The organism is Williamsia sp. R60 (assembly GCF_054063855.1).
Genome location: NZ_JBSSGR010000002.1, coordinates 479,178 through 497,700 on the forward strand (window position 1 = coordinate 479,178; position 18,523 = coordinate 497,700).

21 protein-coding genes are annotated in these 18,523 nt (G+C 64.5%); 13 read left to right on the forward strand and 8 right to left on the reverse strand.

What is annotated here, in order from left to right:
* Positions 1 to 11: 11 nt before the first annotated feature.
* Both ACVWY6_RS09120 and ACVWY6_RS09125 read left to right on the forward strand, forming a co-directional pair.
* A complete protein-coding gene (locus ACVWY6_RS09120; RefSeq protein WP_023957410.1) occupies positions 12 to 905 on the forward strand; it encodes a phosphoribosylaminoimidazolesuccinocarboxamide synthase in 894 nt (297 codons plus the stop codon).
* The gene (locus tag ACVWY6_RS09125) at positions 902 to 3,022 is read left to right on the forward strand and encodes a S9 family peptidase (RefSeq protein WP_457537537.1); all 2,121 of its coding nucleotides are present in this window, start codon (positions 902 to 904) and stop codon (positions 3,020 to 3,022) included. Before ACVWY6_RS09120 ends, ACVWY6_RS09125 begins: the two co-directional genes overlap by 4 nt.
* An 83-nt stretch (positions 3,023 to 3,105) precedes the next feature.
* Here the strand turns inward: ACVWY6_RS09125 and ACVWY6_RS09130 are convergent, their stop codons facing one another.
* Complete coding sequence (locus ACVWY6_RS09130) at positions 3,106 to 4,569, reverse strand: DHA2 family efflux MFS transporter permease subunit (protein ID WP_023957408.1); 1,464 nt, start codon at positions 4,567 to 4,569, stop codon at positions 3,106 to 3,108.
* A gap of 30 nt (positions 4,570 to 4,599) precedes the next feature.
* The gene (locus ACVWY6_RS09135) at positions 4,600 to 5,127 is read right to left on the reverse strand and encodes a MarR family winged helix-turn-helix transcriptional regulator (RefSeq protein WP_457537538.1); all 528 of its coding nucleotides are present in this window, start codon (positions 5,125 to 5,127) and stop codon (positions 4,600 to 4,602) included.
* A 117-nt stretch (positions 5,128 to 5,244) separates the two neighbouring features.
* Between ACVWY6_RS09135 and ACVWY6_RS09140 the strand changes: the two genes are divergently transcribed.
* The 5 genes from ACVWY6_RS09140 (at position 5,245) to ACVWY6_RS09160 (ending at position 8,864) form a co-directional block, all read left to right on the forward strand.
* Complete coding sequence (locus ACVWY6_RS09140; protein ID WP_099381367.1) at positions 5,245 to 5,733, forward strand: glutathione peroxidase; 489 nt, start codon at positions 5,245 to 5,247, stop codon at positions 5,731 to 5,733.
* 100 nt (positions 5,734 to 5,833) lie between these two features.
* On the forward strand, positions 5,834 to 6,538 hold the full coding sequence (locus ACVWY6_RS09145) for a DUF2334 domain-containing protein (RefSeq protein WP_062795300.1): 705 nt from the start codon (positions 5,834 to 5,836) through the stop codon (positions 6,536 to 6,538).
* Positions 6,539 to 6,658: 120 nt separating this feature from the next.
* Complete coding sequence (gene purS / locus ACVWY6_RS09150) at positions 6,659 to 6,907, forward strand: phosphoribosylformylglycinamidine synthase subunit PurS (RefSeq protein WP_030173357.1); 249 nt, start codon at positions 6,659 to 6,661, stop codon at positions 6,905 to 6,907.
* The gene (gene purQ / locus ACVWY6_RS09155) at positions 6,904 to 7,584 is read left to right on the forward strand and encodes a phosphoribosylformylglycinamidine synthase subunit PurQ (RefSeq protein WP_457537540.1); all 681 of its coding nucleotides are present in this window, start codon (positions 6,904 to 6,906) and stop codon (positions 7,582 to 7,584) included. The genes purS and purQ overlap by 4 nt, the downstream gene beginning before the upstream one ends.
* Positions 7,585 to 7,592: 8 nt before the next feature.
* On the forward strand, positions 7,593 to 8,864 hold the full coding sequence (locus tag ACVWY6_RS09160) for a M18 family aminopeptidase (protein ID WP_457537542.1): 1,272 nt from the start codon (positions 7,593 to 7,595) through the stop codon (positions 8,862 to 8,864).
* Positions 8,865 to 8,949: 85 nt separating this feature from the next.
* Here the strand turns inward: ACVWY6_RS09160 and ACVWY6_RS09165 are convergent, their stop codons facing one another.
* The 3 genes from ACVWY6_RS09165 to ACVWY6_RS09175 form a co-directional block, all read right to left on the reverse strand.
* Positions 8,950 to 10,269: a VOC family protein gene (locus ACVWY6_RS09165; RefSeq protein WP_457537544.1), complete on the reverse strand. Its 1,320-nt coding sequence runs from the start codon at positions 10,267 to 10,269 to the stop codon at positions 8,950 to 8,952.
* The gene (locus ACVWY6_RS09170) at positions 10,266 to 10,775 is read right to left on the reverse strand and encodes an RNA polymerase sigma factor (protein WP_457538559.1); all 510 of its coding nucleotides are present in this window, start codon (positions 10,773 to 10,775) and stop codon (positions 10,266 to 10,268) included. Before ACVWY6_RS09170 ends, ACVWY6_RS09165 begins: the two co-directional genes overlap by 4 nt.
* Before the next feature lie 120 nt (positions 10,776 to 10,895).
* The gene (locus ACVWY6_RS09175) at positions 10,896 to 12,164 is read right to left on the reverse strand and encodes an outer membrane protein assembly factor BamB family protein (protein WP_457537546.1); all 1,269 of its coding nucleotides are present in this window, start codon (positions 12,162 to 12,164) and stop codon (positions 10,896 to 10,898) included.
* Positions 12,165 to 12,239: 75 nt separating this feature from the next.
* Here ACVWY6_RS09175 and ACVWY6_RS09180 point away from each other — a divergent pair, with 75 nt between their 5' ends.
* Positions 12,240 to 13,256: an esterase/lipase family protein gene (locus tag ACVWY6_RS09180; RefSeq protein ID WP_457537547.1), complete on the forward strand. Its 1,017-nt coding sequence runs from the start codon at positions 12,240 to 12,242 to the stop codon at positions 13,254 to 13,256.
* 16 nt (positions 13,257 to 13,272) lie between these two features.
* On the opposite strand, the gene ACVWY6_RS09185 is transcribed toward ACVWY6_RS09180, so the two are convergent.
* Positions 13,273 to 14,199: an AraC family transcriptional regulator gene (locus ACVWY6_RS09185; protein ID WP_457538561.1), complete on the reverse strand. Its 927-nt coding sequence runs from the start codon at positions 14,197 to 14,199 to the stop codon at positions 13,273 to 13,275.
* 71 nt (positions 14,200 to 14,270) lie between these two features.
* Here ACVWY6_RS09185 and ACVWY6_RS09190 point away from each other — a divergent pair, with 71 nt between their 5' ends.
* From ACVWY6_RS09190 to ACVWY6_RS09200, 3 genes are read left to right on the forward strand one after another with little or no spacing between them, the layout of a single operon-like run.
* Positions 14,271 to 15,122: an NmrA family transcriptional regulator gene (locus tag ACVWY6_RS09190; protein WP_457537549.1), complete on the forward strand. Its 852-nt coding sequence runs from the start codon at positions 14,271 to 14,273 to the stop codon at positions 15,120 to 15,122.
* Positions 15,119 to 15,436, forward strand: a complete 318-nt coding sequence (locus ACVWY6_RS09195; protein WP_457537550.1) for a hypothetical protein — start codon at positions 15,119 to 15,121, stop codon at positions 15,434 to 15,436. Before ACVWY6_RS09190 ends, ACVWY6_RS09195 begins: the two co-directional genes overlap by 4 nt.
* An 8-nt stretch (positions 15,437 to 15,444) precedes the next feature.
* On the forward strand, positions 15,445 to 15,594 hold the full coding sequence (locus ACVWY6_RS09200) for a hypothetical protein (RefSeq protein ID WP_457537552.1): 150 nt from the start codon (positions 15,445 to 15,447) through the stop codon (positions 15,592 to 15,594).
* A gap of 54 nt (positions 15,595 to 15,648) precedes the next feature.
* Here ACVWY6_RS09200 and ACVWY6_RS09205 read toward each other — a convergent pair whose 3' ends face one another.
* Positions 15,649 to 16,008, reverse strand: a complete 360-nt coding sequence (locus ACVWY6_RS09205; RefSeq protein ID WP_116917755.1) for a winged helix-turn-helix transcriptional regulator — start codon at positions 16,006 to 16,008, stop codon at positions 15,649 to 15,651.
* A gap of 76 nt (positions 16,009 to 16,084) precedes the next feature.
* Between ACVWY6_RS09205 and ACVWY6_RS09210 the strand changes: the two genes are divergently transcribed.
* On the forward strand, positions 16,085 to 16,822 hold the full coding sequence (locus ACVWY6_RS09210; protein ID WP_457537554.1) for an NAD(P)H-dependent oxidoreductase: 738 nt from the start codon (positions 16,085 to 16,087) through the stop codon (positions 16,820 to 16,822).
* A gap of 18 nt (positions 16,823 to 16,840) precedes the next feature.
* On the opposite strand, the gene ACVWY6_RS09215 is transcribed toward ACVWY6_RS09210, so the two are convergent.
* Entirely contained in the window at positions 16,841 to 17,695 is an 855-nt protein-coding gene (locus ACVWY6_RS09215; protein WP_457537555.1) for an alpha/beta fold hydrolase, read from the reverse strand.
* A 59-nt stretch (positions 17,696 to 17,754) separates the two neighbouring features.
* Between ACVWY6_RS09215 and ACVWY6_RS09220 the strand changes: the two genes are divergently transcribed.
* Positions 17,755 to 18,360 (forward strand): TetR/AcrR family transcriptional regulator, encoded by a 606-nt coding sequence (locus tag ACVWY6_RS09220; protein ID WP_023957392.1) that lies wholly within the window; start codon positions 17,755 to 17,757, stop codon positions 18,358 to 18,360.
* Positions 18,361 to 18,523: the final 163 nt, after the last annotated feature.

The following is an 18,523-nucleotide window of genomic DNA, read 5'->3' on the forward strand; positions in this document are numbered from 1 at the left end:
GCCTGAAAACCATGCGTCCGAGCCTGGAGTCCTACGAACATCTCGCGGCCGGAAAGGTACGTGACCTCTATTCGATCGACGAGCAGACGATGCTGATGGTGGCATCCGACCGCATCTCTGCCTTCGACCACATCTTGCCCACGCCCATCCCTGACAAGGGCCGGGTTCTCACCGCGATGAGCGTCTACTACTTCGGTGCGCTGGGCGTTCCCAACCATCTGGCGGGCGATCCGACCGACAGTCGTATCCCCGCCGAACTGGTGGGCCGAGCGCTCGTGGTGAAGAAGCTCGACATGCTCCCCGTCGAGTGTGTCGCGCGCGGGTACCTGACGGGATCCGGCCTCCTCGACTACATCGCCACCGGCTCGGTCTGCGGTATCGCCCTCCCGGAGGGGCTCGAGGAGTCGAGCAGACTCCCCGAGCCGATCTTCACCCCCGCGACCAAGGCAGACATCGGCCAGCACGACGAGAACGTCAGCTTCGACGCAGTGGTCGCCACCGTCGGCGAAACGCTCGCGCAAAAGCTCAGAGACCTCACCCTCGACATCTACTCGCGGGGATCTGAGCTGGCGGCAGAGCGTGGAATCATCCTCGCCGACACCAAGTTCGAGTTCGGACTCGACGATGAAGGCACTGTTGTCCTCGCCGACGAGGTCTTGACACCGGACAGTTCGCGGTACTGGGACGCGGCGAACTACCGGGCAGGCATGGTGCAGCCCAGTTTCGACAAACAAATCGTCCGCAACTGGCTCACCGGCCCCGACTCCGGGTGGGACCGCGATGCAGACAATCCGCCCCCGCCGTTGCCGGACGACGTCGCGCAACGTACCCGTGACCGCTACATCGAAGCCTACGAACGTATTTCAGGTCTGTCATTTGATGACTGGCCGAAGGGAGAGCAGTGACCGACACCTCGCAGGACGCAGCAGCAGGCGCGCCGCCCGTCGCGAAGAAGATCCCGTTCGAGCGCAAACACCACGGAGACACCGTGATCGACCACTACGAGTGGCTGCGCGACAAAGAGGATCCCGAGGTCATCGCATTCCTCGAACAACAGAACGAGTACACCACCGCGCACACCGCCGACCTCGCAGATCTCCGCGCGGACATCTACAACGAGATCAAGGGCCGCACCCAGGAAACCGACATGTCGGTGCCGACGCGACGCGGTCAGTACTGGTATTACGCACGTACCGAAGAGGGCAAGCAGTACGCACTCAGGGCGCGGTGCCCGATCGCCGGCCCCGACGACTGGACGCCGCCGACGGTCGAGCCCGGTCAGAATGTGCCGGGGGAGGAGATCCTCCTCGACTCCAACGTCGAGGCCGAGGGCACCGACTTCTTCAGTCTCGGTGCGCTCTCGGTGAGCGAGGACGGCAATCTGCTGGCGTACAGCGTCGACACAGCTGGTGACGAGCGGTACACCATGCGGTTCAAGGATCTTCGCACCGGCGAACTGCTCGCCGACGAGATCCGTGACACCGCGCCGGGCGCACTGTGGTCGCTCGATGGCAACCATGTCTTCTATCAGACCGTCGACGAGGCATGGCGGCCCGACACCGTCTGGCGTCACGATCTCGGTGCAGGTACGCCCGACGTCAAGGTGTTCCACGAGCCCGACGAGCAGTACTGGGTGGGGATCGGTGGAACCCGCAGCGACAAGTACCTGATGATCACGCTCGGTTCGAAGATCACCACCGAAGTCCGGATCCTCGACGCTGCTGACCCGACCGGCGAGTTCACCGTGGTGTGGCCCCGTGAAGAGGGAGTCGAGTACGGCGTGGAGCACGCCGTGATCGACGGACGGGATCGCTTCCTGATCCTGCACAACAAGAACGCCGAGAACTTCGAGCTGCTCGATGCGCCCGTGACCGATCCCACCGACACCCGGGTGCTGGTCCCGCACGACCCGGAGGTCCGGATCGAGGATGTCGACGCCTTCGCCGGCCAACTGGTCCTGAGCTACCGGCGAGAAGCGTTGCCGCGGTTGTCCATCGCGCAGCTCAACGGAAGCGGCACGCCGGAGTTCGTCGAGGTCTCGTTCGATGAAGAGCTCTACTCGGCCGGACTCGGCGGCAACCCCGAATGGGCGGCGCCGCGGCTGCGCATCGGGTACACAAGCTTCATCAACCCCACAGAGGTGTTCGATCTCGACGTCGCGACCGGCGAACGGACACTGCTGAAACGTCAGCAGGTGCTCGGCGACTTCGACCCGGCCGACTATGAGCAGTACCGCGACTGGGCCACGGCGAGCGACGGCACCAAGATCCCACTCTCGGTGATCCGGCGCCGTGAACACGCCGACGGGCCCGCGCCCACGTTGCTGTACGGATACGGCTCCTACGAATCGAGCAACGACCCAGGGTTCTCGATCTCACGGTTGTCGCTGCTCGACCGCGGCGTCGTGTTTGTCATCGCCCATATTCGCGGTGGCGGTGAGATGGGCCGGCATTGGTACGAGACAGGTAAGACCCTCACCAAGAAGAACACCTTCACCGATTTTGTTGCCGCTGCAGAACATCTGATCGAGACCGGTGTCACCACCCCCAAGCAGTTGGTCGGCGAGGGCGGCAGCGCCGGCGGCCTGCTGATCGGAGCGGTCGCGAACCTGGCGCCCGAGCTGTTCAACGGCATACTCGCGGTGGTCCCGTTCGTGGACCCGCTGACGTCCATCCTCGATCCGTCGTTGCCACTCACCGTCATCGAGTGGGACGAGTGGGGAAACCCGTTGGCAGACAAGACGGTCTACGAGTACATGAAGTCGTACTCGCCGTATGAGAACGTCGACGCCAAGCCGTACCCGCAGATCCTGGCGGTCACCTCGCTCAACGACACCCGCGTCCTCTACACCGAGGCGGCGAAATGGGTTGCCCGGCTGCAGGACAGCACAACCGGAGATGCGCCGATCCTGTTGAAGACCGAGATGAAGGCCGGACACGGTGGTGTCAGTGGCCGTTACAAGCAGTGGGAAGAAGTCGCCTTCGAGTACGCGTGGGTACTGCGTCAGACCGGCGCCGTCTGACATATCGAGCGCAACAAAAGGCGCGACCCGGCGGATGCCGGGTCGCGCCTTTCTTCTGCCCTGAACTGTGTGGTTCAGAGTGATCAGTGCATGATCACAGGGGTCTTCGCCTCGGTGTCGGCATCGACCGCGTCGTGCACTATCCGCTTGCGCGGCAGGAAGAACGCGGGGATCAGCGTCAGCACGATCAGTCCCACCGACACGATGAACGTGTCACCGAAGGCTCCGGCGATGTCGCCGCCGCTCTCGACCGCGCCCTTGACGTTGTTGGCCAAGATCACCGAGATGACCGCGGTACCCACCGACCCTGCCGCCTGCTGCACAACGTTCATGAGTGTCGAACCGTCGGGAACCTGAGCCGGATTGAGCGTCGCCAGTGCGGCGGACATGATCGGCATCATCGTCATACCCATGCCGAGGCCCTGGACGAACAGAGCCGCGCCGAGGAGCCAGTACGAGGTGTCGGCGCCGATGAAGATGAAGACGCCGAGTCCGATTGCGATCAGGACGATGCCGGGGACCACCATCTTCCCTGGGCCGTGTTTGTCGGTCAGCCGACCGGCCATCGGCATGGTGAGCATCGCCCCGATGCCCTGAGGTGCGATGAGCAGCCCGGTCAAGAGCGTGGTCTCGCCGCGGACGCCGATGTAGTACTGCGGGAACAGCAACATCGCACCGAAGAACGCGATCATGAACAGCGACATGGTCACCACCGACCACGACAACTTGCTGTTGGTGAACAGTCGGAGGTCCAGCAGAGGGTTGCGGGCACGCAGGGCATGCACGATGAACCCGGCAACCAGGATTGCTCCGATCACGGCCGGTATCAGCACCTTTGCGGTCATAAAGGTGCCCTCTTCGGTACTCGAGGAGATGCCGTAGAGGAACAGCGCCAGACCGGGAGACAGCAGGAGCAGTCCGACGAAGTCGAACGTCGGGCGCGACGTCTCGTTGTCCTTGGGCAGGATCCAGTAGGAGTACGCGAAGGCGAGTGCACCGATCGGGACGTTGATCAGGAAGATCCAGTGCCAGCTGGCGTACTCGATCAGGGCGCCGCCGATGATCGGCCCGAGGATGGGGCCGAGGAGCATCGGGATGCCGAGCACTGCCATCACCGACCCGACCCGAGCCGGGCCTGCCGCCTTGGTCAGGATCATCATGCCGACCGGCATCAGCATGCCGCCGCCGAAACCTTGCAGCACCCGGAAGATGACCAGGGTGCCGATACTCCAGGCCAGCGCACACAGCACCGAGCCCAGGACGAACAGCACCAGCGACGTCAGATAGACCTTCTTGGTGCCGAAACGTGCGGCGGCCCAGCTCGACAGCGGGATGACCGCGGCCAGGGCCAGCGTGTAACCGGTCATCGTCCACGCCGAACCGGCCTGGTCGGTGCTGAACTCATCCTGGAATGTGTTCTGCGCCACGGACACAACCGTGGTGTCGAGAATCGACATGATCGCGCCGAGCACGACCACGGCAGCGATCTTGATCACTGCCGGATCGAGCTTGTCGCTCGCACTCGACGTAGTTGACGGTGAGGTCATGGGGTCACTTTCTCGATCGTGTTCGAATGTCTATCGGGCGGCGGCCGAGGTGGCGGCCGCCAAACCGTGTGTGGCAGAACCAGTGCGGACATCGTCCGAGTACGTCGGCGTGCTCAGATAGTCACCGGCGAGGATGGGGAGCAGTGCACTGTTGAGATCAGCGCGCAAGTCATTCGGAAGTTTCGCGATCACATCACGCACCGAATTTTCTCGACGCCGGATGCTCAACGCAACTGCTTTTTCGCCACCTTCGGCGAGCGAGACCCTCTTGATCCGGCGGTCGTGCTCGTCTTCGCGTCTCGACACCATGGAAAGACCGACCAGCTTGTCGACGGCGCGTCCGGCGGCAGCGAGGGACAGGTGGAGCTCGTCTGCCAACTCGTTGACCGACAGCGCATTACCGTGCCGGCTGAGGATCAGCAGAGCCTTGTAATGGGTGAAGCCCAAGTCTGTCTCGATGAGGTCATCCATCGCGTCGGCGTCGAGCGCGCAGGACAACCGGGTGAGGAACTCGTGCACTGTTCGAAAGGTCTCTTCGACCCCGCCTGATTGTGACACTGGCTAACGGTAACGCCGACGCAACTATTGACACCAGCGCAACCAACTGTGTTTTCGGTTACATGGGCTGCGCCCGACTGCCGCCACCGGAAGCCGTCATCGTCGTAGCCTGTGTGAATGACCACCGACATCAAGAACATTCCCCTGCGCACACTGTCCGGCGACTCGACCACTCTCGGAGAGTTCGGGGGCCCCGTCCTCGTGGTGAACGTTGCCAGCAAGTGTGGTCTGACGCCGCAGTACGCCGGCCTGGAGAAGTTGGCCGAGAACTACCGCGATCGCGGCCTGACCGTGGTGGGTGTGCCCTGCAACCAGTTCATGGGGCAGGAGCCCGGCACCCCCGAGGAGATCGCCACGTTCTGCTCGACGACCTACGGAGTGACGTTCCCGCTGCTGGAGAAGACCGACGTCAACGGCGACGACCGCCACCCGCTGTACTCCGAACTCACCAAGGCGTCAGATGCTGATGGCGAAGCCGGTGACATCCAGTGGAACTTCGAGAAGTTCCTGCTGAGCGCGGACGGAGAGGTTGTCGGACGGTTCCGCCCGCGTACCGAGCCAGAGGCGACCGAAGTTGTCGAGGCCATCGAGCGCACGCTCGGATAGCGGTACCGGGCGTGTGCCGGGGCGGTCGCCGGCGCTGATTTTGCGTGTTGTCCACCTGAGGGCAACCGGCTGACCACCTGTGCCCGCAATACTGGGCGCCGTGGCAGGACAACTGATCGTGTCGGTTTCCGGTATCCGTGACACCACCCTTGCGCAGGTCCAGGCCTTCGCCGATGAGGTGGCCACGCGGGATGTGCCGCTGTCGTTCCTCGCCGCGCCTCGTCTCAAGGGCGGCTACCGCCTGGCCGAGGATGCCGATACCTGCGCATGGCTACGCGAACGACGCAGCGGCGACGACGCGATCGTCCTGCACGGGTACAACCAGGTACCCAGCCGCCGCCGGCGAGCCGAATTCGCCGAACTCGGAGCGCATGAGGCCGGTCTGCGTCTGCTCGCCGCCGACAGGATGCTCGAGCAGATCGGGCTACGCACCCGGATCTTCGCCGCACCCCGGTGGAATGCGTCGCCGGGGGCTCGTTCCGCCCTGGCCGGTCGCGGATTCCGTACCAACCTGGGCTTCACCAGCATCGAAGACGTGATGACCGGGACGTCCACCAAGGCGCGAGTCCTCGGTATCGGCGACGGCTTCTCGGCCGAGTCATGGTGGTGCCGGCTCCTCGTCCGCAACACCGTCCGGGTGGCGCGCCGCGGCGGAGTGGTCCGGCTCTCGGTGGCGGCCAAACACCTCGGCGAGCCGGTGACGGGCAAAGCCGTTTTCGACTGCATCGACCTCGCCTTGCTCCACGGCGCGCAGCCGGTGACGTACCGCAACCTGACGTCGACCGCGCTGCGACGGGCTGCCTAGGACAGGAAGTCGACGCCGAGACTCCAGGGCCAGTTCGAGCCGGGAACCTCCGGGGCCGGTCCATCAAGCGATTGCCGGTAGAGTGACGGCTGAAAACCGCAGCTGAAGAGGAGCGCCCAAGTGGCTCGAGTGGTAGTTGACGTGATGCCCAAAGCCGAGATCCTGGATCCGCAGGGTCAGGCGATCAGCGGCGCGCTGGGCCGATTGGGGTTCGACGGCATCGCCGACGTGCGCCAGGGCAAGCGTTTCGAACTGGAAGTGGACGATTCGGTGGATGACGAAGCGCTCGACCGCATCGCGGCAGAGTTGCTGGCCAACACCGTCATCGAGGACTACTCGGTGACCCGGGTGCAAGAGGCCGCATCGTGACGGCCCGCGTCGGGGTCATCACGTTCCCCGGGTCGCTCGACGACATCGATGCCGCGCGCGCGGTGCGCCTGGCCGGTGGCGAGCCGGTGGAACTGTGGCACGGCGACGGCGACCTGCAAGGCGTGGACGCCGTAGTGGTTCCCGGTGGCTTCTCCTACGGCGACTACCTGCGCGCCGGGGCGATCGCCAGGTTTGCCCCCGTGATGGGTTCTCTGGTCGAGGCTGCAGGCAAGGGAATGCCGATCCTCGGAATCTGCAACGGCTTTCAGGTGCTGTGCGAAGCCGGGCTGTTGCCGGGGGCACTCACCCGCAACAACGGACTGCACTTCCTGTGTCGCGACCAATGGCTGAAGGTCGAATCGACCGCTTCGTCGTGGAGCAGCCGTTTCGAGCCGGGCGCAGAGATCCTCATCCCGCTCAAATCGGGTGAAGGCCGTTTCGTCGCCTCAGAGGCAGTGCTCGACGAACTCGAAGGTGAAGGCCGCGTGGTGTTCCGTTACGCCGGCGACAACCCGAACGGCTCGATGCGCGACATCGCCGGAATCGCCAGCGCCAACGGGCGCGTGGTGGGCCTGATGCCGCATCCCGAACACGCCACCGAAGCGCTGACCGGACCGAGTGACGACGGCCTCGGGTTGTTCTACTCCGCTCTCGACGCAGTGCTCACCACGGCCTGAGCAGAACCATGGTGACCACCTCGGCCGACGCGGCCGGACTGGGTAGCTTCGTCGACGCATCGCCATCGCCGTTCCATGTGTGTGAATCGGTGGCCAAGGCGCTGGAGGCGGCAGGTTTTCGCGAGCTGAGCGAAGAGCATCAGTGGCCGAGCAAACCCGGGCGGCACTACATGATGCGCGGGGGCTCGATCGTCGCCTGGGACAGCAGTGGACTGGGACGCAGTTTCCGGATCGTCGGGGGTCATACCGACAGTCCCAACCTCCGGGTGAAGCAGAACCCCGGTCTCCGCTCGGCCGGCCTGTCGATGGTGGGTTTGGAGAAGTACGGTGGCGCACTGCTCAATTCGTGGCTCGACCGCGATCTGGGCATATCCGGCCGACTGGCGATCCGGGACTCGAAAGGGCTCCGGCGCCGACTGATCAAGATCGACGAACCTGTACTGCGGGTCCCGCAGCTCGCGATACATCTCTCCGAGGATCGGGCCGGTGTGACGCTCGATCCGCAGCGGCACGTCAACGCCATCTGGTCGGTGGGTGAGAGCGGTCCCGGCTTCATGGAATGGATTGCCGCACAGGCAGAGGTGGGCGTGGACCAGCTCCTCGGTTGGGAGTTGATGACCCACGACCTGGCGCCGAGCCGAGTGGTCGGGGTCAATGACGACCTGCTGAGCGCACCCCGCCTGGACAACCAGGGAACCTGCTACGCCGGTACCCGCGCGCTCGTCGATGTTGTCGAAGGTGGCGTCGGACAGTACATTCCGGTGCTCGCCCTGTTCGACCACGAAGAGGTCGGCAGTGGTTCGGATCGGGGCGCCGCGTCGGAATTGCTGCCCACGGTGCTCGAGCGAATCGTGTTGGCGGGCGGTGGTTCTCGTGAGGACTATCTACGGTCGATGTCGATGAGTGCGTGCGCCTCCGGTGACATGGCCCATGCCACCCATCCCAATTACCCCGAGCGCCACGAACCGGCACATCAGATCTTCATCAACGGAGGGCCGGTGCTGAAGGTCAACCAGAATCTGCGCTACGCCAGCGATGCCGAAGGCGAAGCGCTGTTCGCGGTGGCCGCGGAGCAAGCCGGCGTACCACTGCAGCGCTACGTGCACCGCGCGGACCTGCCATGCGGGTCCACCATCGGCCCGATCACCGCCACCCGAACCGGTTTGACCACCGTTGATGTCGGTGCCCCGCAGCTCGCGATGCACAGCGCCCGCGAGCTGATGGGAACGGCCGACGTGGGAATGTACTCGGCCGCACTGGCAGCCTTCCTGAACCCCTGACGGCCCAGATCCTCCGACTCCGGCCAGATCCTCCGGTTGGAGCCGGAGGATGAGGTCGAAGTCGGAGGGTGTGTGACCAGCGAGGTCAGTACTGCGCCAACCAGAACGGGCTGCCCTGGTCGTCGAGGCATTCGGCGGAGATGGCGTAGGACTGCCGAGCGGGGCCTTCGATGACCATGCCGCCGGCCGCGCGAACTCGTTCGACGGCGGTTTCGATGTCATCGACCACCCACATCGGCACCGACAGCGAATGGTCCTGTCCGCCGGCGACGCCCGTCATCGGGTGGCCGTCCACCACTTCCCAGCCGTCGTCGATCGTGCCGCCGGCGAAACTCCAGCCCAGCACCCGACCGTAGAAGTCGCGCCACCGAGAACTGTCCGAGGTGTAGTGGGTCATGTAGGTCAGTTCGCCATGATCTGTGCCGTTCACCGGAGGACGCGGATCGTCGCCGTTCGGTCGGTACACGGCAAAGGCGACTCCCTGGTTGTCGACGGCGTCGACCAGTTCGCCGAAGGGGAGCTGTTGCACCTCGCCGGTGGAACCGCCGGCGGCGGCGATGTCTGCCCGGGCCCTGTCCAGGTCGTCGACCGCGTACGCGCACAGCATCGTCGGATTCCCGGGAACAGAGGAAATGCCCAGCCGCTGCGCGAGGTTGGTGACCTGACCCGTCTCCGAGTCGAACTCCCAGCCAAGGACCGAATTGTAGAAGCGGGCGGCCCGATCGACGTCGGTGGTCCACAGCGAGCAGTAGCCGAGATCGCCGCGTTGGATCCCCTCCACCGGGTTCCGTTCCGGGACAGGGGACGTGGAAGGGCTCGACAGCATCCAGCGGTGGCCGAACGGGTCGATAATCGATCCGGTCCGTGATCCGTAGCCTTCGTACGGTTCGCGCTGCACGGTTGCACCACCGTCGGCAGCCCGGCGCACCGCGACATCGGTGTCGGGCACCGGCAACATCAGCGAGACCGAGACAGATTGTGGCGCAGGGGCCTTGAGGCCGAGCTCGGCGAACTCGCCGGCAAGGTAGATGACCCCGCCGCCGATCAGGAGTTCGGCGTGGCCGATCTTCCCGTCGTCCATCACGATCGGCTCACCACGCAATTGCGCACCGAGATGCTCGGTGTACCACTCGATGGCTGCGCCGGGGTCGGCGACGGTGAGGTAGGGCAACGCGCCGGGACGCTCGACAACCGAAGGCGTTGTAGGACTCCGAGATTCGTCGACACCGACGGACTCGGCGGCATCGAGGGGTTCGGGCAAGACATCTGTGGACATGGTCACTCCTTCGGGTAGGTCCAAGCCCCGTTCGAGCCGCGTTCGCAATCGGCGGGCGAAGGCGGGGTCGGGCGCGACCGGAACATCGTCTGCGGCCAGTGCGGTGAACGGGTCGAGGTCTGGGTTCATGACCGGCCTCCTCTCGGTCGCAGCGACGTGGGACTGGGATCGTTGGTGTCGGGATAGGCCGTGCGGAAGGCCCGCTTGGCCCGGGTGAGCAGCGCCTCTGTGGCCGCGACGGTGCGGCCCAACAGCTCCGCGCATTGACCGACCGTGCAGTCGTCGACGTACCGCAGGGTCAGCACTGCCCGGTGCGTGGTCGACAGCTGGGCGAGGGTGTACTCGGCCACCAAACGGTCCAGATGAACGTCCCATTCGTCGTCGGCCGGGTCGTCGCGCACCTCGTCGACGGGTGTCGGGGTGCGCTGCATGCGACGCCAGTGATCTGCCAGTTTGTGTCTGGCGACGCCGATGAGCCATGGGATGGACGGTTCGGAAGCGTTCACACCACGTGCGTTGTCCATCGCGGCCAGAAACGTCTCCGAGGTGAGATCTTCGGCCACGCTGGTGTCACGTGTTCGCCGCAGCAGGTACCCGTAAACGGCCGGCAGCGCCTCGTCGTACAGGTCGAGCAGAGTTCGCCCGGCCGACGGTGGTCCACCGTCCGGCCGATTCGACGTGCTCCCCGCTGTGCCGCTCACATCCTCATAGTCGTCCCGGCGGGGCGTTTTCCGACGGCCTCTGGCGAAACTTCTTTACGACGGCGCCAGGAGCGAGAGGGTGGTGCCCTCCTCGAGCACGAGATATCCGTCGACGATGGCGGCTTGCCCACCGACTACCGACCGCTGCCAGGCAACGGATCCGTCACCGATGTTGAAGGCCGTGAGCTCACCCGCGTTGCCGAACACTGCGGTGTCCTCGCCCTGGCCGACGCACGTGAGGTAGTCGATGTTGGTACCGGGCTGTCCCGGTTCGGGGCGCGGGACCTCGCCCACCTTCTCCCCGGTCCGCAGGTCGAGGATCGACCGACTTCCGTCTTTGCGGGCGAAAGCGACCACGGAGCCGCACGGGCGCGAGGCCACCTTCGACAGCTCGGGATCGGTGACCTGCCACAGTTTGTCCTTCTGAGCGGGATCGAAGACCGAGTAGGCGCCCTGGGTCTGCATGACCTGCCCCGGGCCGGACCCGGTGGTCACAGCGAGGACTGCCGGTCCCGACACCAGCTGTTGCCCCTCGTTCACGGAGGTCCGGGTTCCGCCACGCGTATAGAACTCGACGCGAGGGGATCCGGCATCGGTGAACTGCAGGGCCACACCGGTGGGATAGATGCGCAGATCGCACGACGCGCAACCGAACTTGTCGGCCCCTGTCGCCGGATCGATGACGTGCTTGGAACCGTCCGACGCGCTGATCACCACGAGTTCGCCGTCGACCTCTGTCTTCGCCGCCGCCGCAAATGAGCGGGCCCAGAGCTGTGTGCCGTCGGGCTTGTTACGGGTGACCTGATAGCCGGACCCGTTGACCCGGAGGAAGTCCGGCCCCACACCCGCCACCGACTGAGTGTCGTTGTCGGGCGAGAAATCCCGCAGTTGGCCGGTTGTCAGGTCTGCGAGATAGAACCCGTCTGGCTGGTCCGCCAGATTCAGGGCGCATCCCACCTCGCCGCTGCCGTTGATCGCGCAAGAACCCAGCCCGGCGTCGATCGGCGTATCCCACAACTGTTCACCGGTGCGGTGGTCGATTGCCGAATAGGTGTTGCCGAGCCCCGACGGATAGGCCACCAACCAGACGTCACCGAATGTGCCCACCACTTCCGGGGTGTCGCCCTCCCCGTAGGTCTGCATGCTGGTGAGGTCCAGGCTCCACCGCTCTTCTGGTGAGTTCGGGTACGACCGGAGCTGACCGTTGCCGTACGCCGTAACCGTCGGGTTGACCGAGAACACCAGACCGACGGACACAACCATCGCGACGGACAGCAGGAACACAACGGATCCGATTCCGGGCATGGATCGGCGTTTGGGCATGTCGTCCATCCAATCACGACACCCATACCGACCAGGGTGAACATCGGCCCACGACACACCCTTTAACCTGGACACATGCCCAACAATGCGATCGGTCGCCTCCTAGGCGACGCGATGACGGTGCCGCTACGCGTGGGTGGGATGCTCCGGGGTCGTGTGCAACCCAAGGCCGGCGCTTTGAACGGGCTCGCAGGCGTGTCGAATCCTGCCGCGGCCGCCACTGCGCAGGAACGTAAGGTCGCCTACAACTTCTTCTCCGGTATCCCGTACGAACTCCGAAATCCGGGCGGTCACCTTCCCGGTGCGAACGACTGGGACAAGCCGCTGAGCCGCGACCATCCGAATCCGGTGGTCCTGGTCCACGGCACCGGCGGTGGGGCGCAGACCAATTGGGGCACCTATGTGCCGCTGTTGCTCAACGAGGGTTTCTCCGTTTTTTCGCTGACCTACGGCGCGATCAAGGGTGTGCCGTGGCCGCTGTCGGCAATCGGTGGAATGGCGAGGATGGAGGACAGTGCAGCCGAGTTCGGGGAGTTCGTGGACAAGATCCTCGATGCCACCGGCGCCGACAAGGTCGATGTGGTCGGACATTCACAGGGGACGCTGATGCCCAGCTACTGGGCGAAGTTCCTCGGCGGACACGACAAGATTCGCAAGTATGTGTCCATCGCTCCGTTGTGGCAGGGGACGTCTGCCTTCCAAGGTGTGCTGCAACGAATCAATCTGCCGCTCGGTCTGGATCCGACAAAGGTCCTGCCCTGCTACTCGGCGCCGCAGATGATGGCAGGGTCGGATTTCATCTCGAAGATCAGCGCTGACGGCGGACCCTATCTACCCGGTATCGACTACATCAACATCTCCACGAAGTACGACGAGTTCGTGGTGCCGTACAGCAGCGGCCAGCTCCCTGGCGGTGAAGACAGGTCGGTCACGAACATCGTTGTGCAAGAGAATTGTTCACATGATTACAGCGATCACCTTGCGATCTGCGGCTCGCAGCGGGCGGCGCTGTACGTCCTCAATTCGCTCGACGATCAAAGGGACGCACGAGACGTTCCGTGTATGTTCGTGCCGCCCTTCTTCGGTTCATGACAGTCACCGGAGCTGATCACCCGGCAAGTGATCTGCGGTAGTCGCGCGGGCTCATTCCACGAACGCGTTTGAACGCGGCGCTCAGCGCAAAAGCGCTGCCGTATCCGACCTCTCGGGCAACTGCCTCGAGAGTGTGATCGCCCGATGCGAGTAGATCGGCCGCCATGGACAGCCGCCACGTCGTCAGATAGGTCATCGGTGGTTCCCCGACGAGGTCGTTGAACCGCCGTGCGAGTGCTGCGCGGGATACAGCGCATCGGCGGGCCAGGTCGGACACGGTCCAGGGATGCTCCGGATTGTGGTGGATCAAGGAGAGCGCCTGGCCCACCACCGGATCCGATTCCGCCGCGATCCACGTCGGCCCCGCCGATTCAGGCCTCGAGAACCACGCTCGCAGGGTGTCGATGAGCAGGAGGTCGAGGAGGCGGTCCAGCATCACTTCCTGGCCCGGTGCTCGCCGCGTCATCTCGGCTGCGAGGAGCGCCGTCAGCGCGGCGTTGCCGTGCACCGTGATCAGCCGGGGGAGTGCGGCAAGTAGTCGAGCCGAGACCTCGCCCGTCGCGCCGTAAGTCCCCACGAGTGACACCGAATCGCCGGCGGCGTCATTGCCCCATGTGCGAACACCGAGATTCATCTCGTCGACCAGATCGGTACCGTCGGCGCGGACGCAACGCTGGCCCGGTTGGATGAACGCGGCCGGCGGCGCCTCCACGTCGCCGTAGACGTACGGGTCGGGGCCGCGGAGGACCGCGACATCGCCCGGGTACATCGACATGGTCTCGCCGTCGTCGAAGCGCACCGCGGCGGTACCGCTGACCGCCACCACCACGGTCAGAGGCGCTTCGTCTTCGATTCGCACCGACCACGGCGGTGTCATCACCACCCGCAACAGAAAGGCATTGGCGGCGCGAGGACCGTTGAGCACACTTCCGAGCGCATCCATTGGGCGATTACACATGAAAGTGAGCGTTCAGGCCATGGAAAGGCTCAACGTCGAGGGCTGTACTCGGATGTATGACAACCACAAAGCACACCCAACGTCCAGTTCTCATCATCGGCGCCACCGGCAAGACCGGTCGGCGGGTGGCCGGCCGCCTCGCCGGCCTCGGAGTACCGACCCGACTGGCGAGCCGCTCCGGTGCGACCAGATTCGACTGGACCGATCGCACGACCTGGAGGCAGGCACTCGATGGCGCCGGTGCCGTGTACATCACCTACCAGCCGGACCTCATCGTCGAACGTTCTGCCGATGATCTCAGGGTGTTTGTCGAGGTCGCACGAGATGCGAACGTCGACAAGCTGGTCCTGCTGTCGGGCCGTGGAGAGCCCGAGGCACGCGCATGCGAAGAGATCGTGCTGCACTCGGGCCTGGTGTCAACGGTGTTGCGCTGCAGTTGGTTCGCACAGAACTTCTCCGAATCATTCCTGGCGGACGGGGTGCGTGAAGGAGCGGTGGTGCTGCCTGTGGACGCAGTGGGGGAGCCGTTCATCGATGCCGACGACATTGCCGACGCTGCGGTGACGGTGCTGACGAAGTCAGGTCACGACGGGAGAGTGTACGAGTTGACCGGCCCCAGGCTCCTGACATTCGCCGAGGCCACTGCCCAGATCGCGGCGGCTGCGAATCGTGAGATCGATTATGTGACAGTGTCTCTGGAAGACTACCGGGCGGGAATGGCAGAAGCTGGTGTGCCCGACGACTACGCCGACATGGTCATCTCGTTGTTCGGGACCCTCTTCGATGGGAGGAATGCAACCACCACTGACGGGGTGCGTGAACTGCTGGGCCGTGCGCCCAAGGATTTTGCCGACTTCATCGAGAAGTCGGTTGCCGAGGGCGCCTGGTTCGACGGAGCTTCGGCATGACTGCGTTACGCGAGTCGCTCCTCATCGCAGCGGTCCTGGCCGTCGGTCTGATCGCAGGACTGTTCTGCGCCTTCGCTTATGCGGTGATGCCAGGACTGGCTCAGACAGACGATCGGGTCTTCGTCTCCTCGATGCAACGCATCAACGTGGTGATCGTCAATCCACTGTTCCTGCTCCTCTTCTTCGGCGGTCTGGTTTTCACCACCGCGGCGGCAGTGTTCTACCGCGGCGAGCCGATCTTCTGGTGGATCGTCGCCGGGGCGGTGACCTACGCGGTCGGGTTGCTGATCACGATGGTGTTCAACATCCCCTGAACAACGACTTGGCCGCCATCGGTGGACCTTCGGGCATCACCGATCCGGCAGCAGCCAGAGCAGCCTTCGAAAACGCCTGGGTGCGCTGGAATCTCGTTCGCGCGGTGGTGCACACGGTGGCGTTCGCCGTCCTCCTCGCAGGCCTGGTGACCAGGTGAGGTTTGGCCCGCTTGTCGTCGTGCCGTTCCGGATCCACGCCTCGAGGCCGTGGATCAGGTGGGGGCCTCGGACTCGGAAGGTGCACTGACCTGATCCAGGTAGCTCGCCCCCCAATCGTTGAGTGCACGGACCATCGGTGCCAGGGTCTCGCCGAGCGGAGTCAGCGAGTATTCGACCTTGGGGGGTACCTGGGAGTACACGGTGCGGAGCACGATGCCGTCGGCTTCCAACTCGCGAAGTTGCCGGGCGAGTACGCGAGGGGTGACTGCGCCGACGGCCCTGCCCAATTCGCCGAACCGCAGGGTGCCCTCGGTCAGGTGCTTGACGATGGTCATCTTCCACGACCCGCCCAGAACGGCCACGGCCACTTCGACGGGGCAGACCTCCGCTGCCTTCCTGATCGCTTCACGCATGACACTATCCATTCAGTCCCTATGGACAAGATTGTGCGTACTGTTCGCTGCGCACCTTTGGCTGCACACTAAGTCCGTGGCAGAGAACAACGCAACCAAAGTCCTGTGGGTCCATGGACATCCCGAGTCCGACTCGCTGAATCACCAGCTGATGGAAACCGCGTCCCGGAACCTGCGCTGCCGTGCGGAGGTCACCGTGGTCGACCTGTACGAGCTCGGCTGGAATCCGGTCCTGGATTCGGGGGAGCTCTCCGGGACCGGTGGCCCAGCGCCCGAAGTGGTTGCGCAGCAGTACCTCCTGTGCGAGGCCGATCTGCTCATCATCCAATTCCCACTCTGGTGGCATGGGATGCCCGCCATCGTCAAGGGCTGGTTCGACCGCGTTTTCTCCCACGGGTTCGCGTACGGGATCAAACACCCCGAGACCGGTCGAACGTTGAAGTACGGAGACGGAGGCCTGGCCGGGCGCAGAGCGCTCACGATCGTCACGGCCGGTGATCGGCAATCGTCGTTCGACCCTCGGGGGATCAACGGCGATATCGAATTACTGCTGTTTCCGTTGCTTCACGGAACCCTGTGGTACTCAGGCATATCCGCGTTGAGGCCGCACCTCATCGCCGGAACGGACGTCCCCGGCTGGGCTGGCGCCGACGACGAGTGCCGGCGGTTGCTCGACCGACTCGACACCGTCTTCGACGAACAGCCGATTCGCTACCGGGCATTGGAGTCTGGTGACTACTGCCCTGACAGGACGCTGGCACCCGAGCATGTGTGGGAGTCGGAGGGACTCGCCATGCACATCCGTGCCGATTGAGTCCGTCGGAGGGAAGCCTTAGCTGGACGATTGTGCCGATGCCGAGATGTTCTCCACCGCACGCACAACTGCATCGGGTTCATCAAGGGATACGAACGTTCTGGCGTCCGGCACCTCGGTGAACGTCGCGTTCGGGAACTGCGCGGCGAGCCGCCGCCCGAGCGCTGGTTTGAAGCACTTGTCCTTCATCCCCCACACAACGGACACCGGCTTGTCGAAGGTGCCGAGGCGGCGCGTCACCTGGTCGAGTTCGGCAGGCTTGATCGTGCGCGCCAACGCAGCCAGATCGGCGCGCACCGCGTCGGATTCACGCGCCGGCGTCAGCCATGACCTGGTCAATTCCGGGTCGGGGCGGGTGGCAAGGAGCCCGAATCCGATGGCGGAGTGCCGTATCGCAGTCGCCGAGAGTGCAACGGCGAAAGGTTTGAGGATCGGTTTGAACCTGCCGAGGGCAAAAAGGGCATTGAACGGGAACGGCGGGAACGTGTCGAAGGCATCGCAATTGGTCAGTACGAGCCTGCCGACGAACTCCGGATGTGCGTCGATCGCGAACTGGCACAGCGCTCCACCGGTGTCGTTGCCGACGAGGGTGACGTCGTCGAGATGGAGGGCGGCAGCGAAGTCCCGGATCATCGTTGCGAGTCCGCGCGGGGACAGATCGGCGGTGGGGCCTGCAGGTATCCGTTGGGAGCCCAGCGGCAGTGTCGGCAAGATGCAGCGGTATCCCCGCGCCGCGAGCGAATCGGCGACCGAATCCCAGAGGCGCCCGTCGACCAGCGCCCCATGGACGAACAGCACCGGCGGGTGGGATGAATCCACTGGACCGACGGCCCGGTATTCGAGTGTGCCGTGATTCAGCTCGATGGTCTCCATGGCGGTACCCTTCTGTTGCTATTTACGTACACCTAGCATGGAAGTTACATACAAGCTGCATGGAAGTCAATCGTCGTACTCAGGCCGAGCGCACCGCCGCGACGCGGGCTGCGCTGATCGCGGCCGGGCGCACCCTGTTCGCCGAGCACGGATTCAGCGGGGTCGGCACGCAGGCGATCGTCGCCCAGGCCGGCGTCACCCGAGGTGCGCTCTATCACCAGTTCGCAGACAAGGACGAATTGTTCGTCGCGGTCTTCGAGCAGGTGGAGGAAGAGGTGATGGGCAAGGTCACCGAGGCCGTCGTCGCGGCCGGCGTCGATGGCCCACTCGAAGCGATGGAGGTGGGCGTCCGGGAATGGTTGGAATTGTGCGCCGACCCCGAGGTGCACCGGATCATCCTGCTCGAGGCCCCGGTGGTGCTCGGCTGGGAAGCGTGGCGTGAGGCAGGCGCCCGCTACGCGATGGGACTGATCGAGTCGCTGATCGAACAGGCGATCGCCGATGGCACTGCGCCGGCGCAACCGGTACGGCCTCTCGCACATGCGATGATCGGCGCAGTGGACGAGGCGGCGATGTATGTGGCGAGGTCTGCCGAGCCCGAGAAAGCCCGAGTCGAGATGCTCGATGTCGCCCGTAGACTGATTCGCGCCATCACGATCGAATGAGCGAACGCGTTCGCTGACGGCGTATCCCCAGCGCAAACACCCTTGCAAGCTGCGACGTTGACCATTTGTGACCCTCGATCAAGGGGTGCCATCCGAGGCCTCGGCGACACATCTGCGGTGCCGGTGACCTGCGGCCATTACAGTGGGAGCAAGGCTGTTGCAG

Excerpts from the sequence above, each read along its gene's own strand:
- ACVWY6_RS09120 (WP_023957410.1), top strand. The coding sequence starts at position 12 with ATGCGTCCGAGCCTGGAGTCCTACGAACATCTCGCGGCCGGAAAGGTA.
- ACVWY6_RS09130 (WP_023957408.1), bottom strand. The coding sequence starts at position 4,569 with ATGACCTCACCGTCAACTACGTCGAGTGCGAGCGACAAGCTCGATCCG.
- ACVWY6_RS09140 (WP_099381367.1), top strand. The coding sequence starts at position 5,245 with ATGACCACCGACATCAAGAACATTCCCCTGCGCACACTGTCCGGCGAC.
- ACVWY6_RS09160 (WP_457537542.1), top strand. The coding sequence starts at position 7,593 with ATGGTGACCACCTCGGCCGACGCGGCCGGACTGGGTAGCTTCGTCGAC.
- ACVWY6_RS09165 (WP_457537544.1), bottom strand. The coding sequence starts at position 10,269 with ATGAACCCAGACCTCGACCCGTTCACCGCACTGGCCGCAGACGATGTT.
- ACVWY6_RS09175 (WP_457537546.1), bottom strand. The coding sequence starts at position 12,164 with ATGCCCAAACGCCGATCCATGCCCGGAATCGGATCCGTTGTGTTCCTG.
- ACVWY6_RS09180 (WP_457537547.1), top strand. The coding sequence starts at position 12,240 with ATGCCCAACAATGCGATCGGTCGCCTCCTAGGCGACGCGATGACGGTG.
- ACVWY6_RS09185 (WP_457538561.1), bottom strand. The coding sequence starts at position 14,199 with ATGGATGCGCTCGGAAGTGTGCTCAACGGTCCTCGCGCCGCCAATGCC.
- ACVWY6_RS09190 (WP_457537549.1), top strand. The coding sequence starts at position 14,271 with ATGACAACCACAAAGCACACCCAACGTCCAGTTCTCATCATCGGCGCC.
- ACVWY6_RS09195 (WP_457537550.1), top strand. The coding sequence starts at position 15,119 with ATGACTGCGTTACGCGAGTCGCTCCTCATCGCAGCGGTCCTGGCCGTC.
- ACVWY6_RS09205 (WP_116917755.1), bottom strand. The coding sequence starts at position 16,008 with ATGCGTGAAGCGATCAGGAAGGCAGCGGAGGTCTGCCCCGTCGAAGTG.
- ACVWY6_RS09215 (WP_457537555.1), bottom strand. The coding sequence starts at position 17,695 with ATGGAGACCATCGAGCTGAATCACGGCACACTCGAATACCGGGCCGTC.
- ACVWY6_RS09220 (WP_023957392.1), top strand. The coding sequence starts at position 17,755 with ATGGAAGTCAATCGTCGTACTCAGGCCGAGCGCACCGCCGCGACGCGG.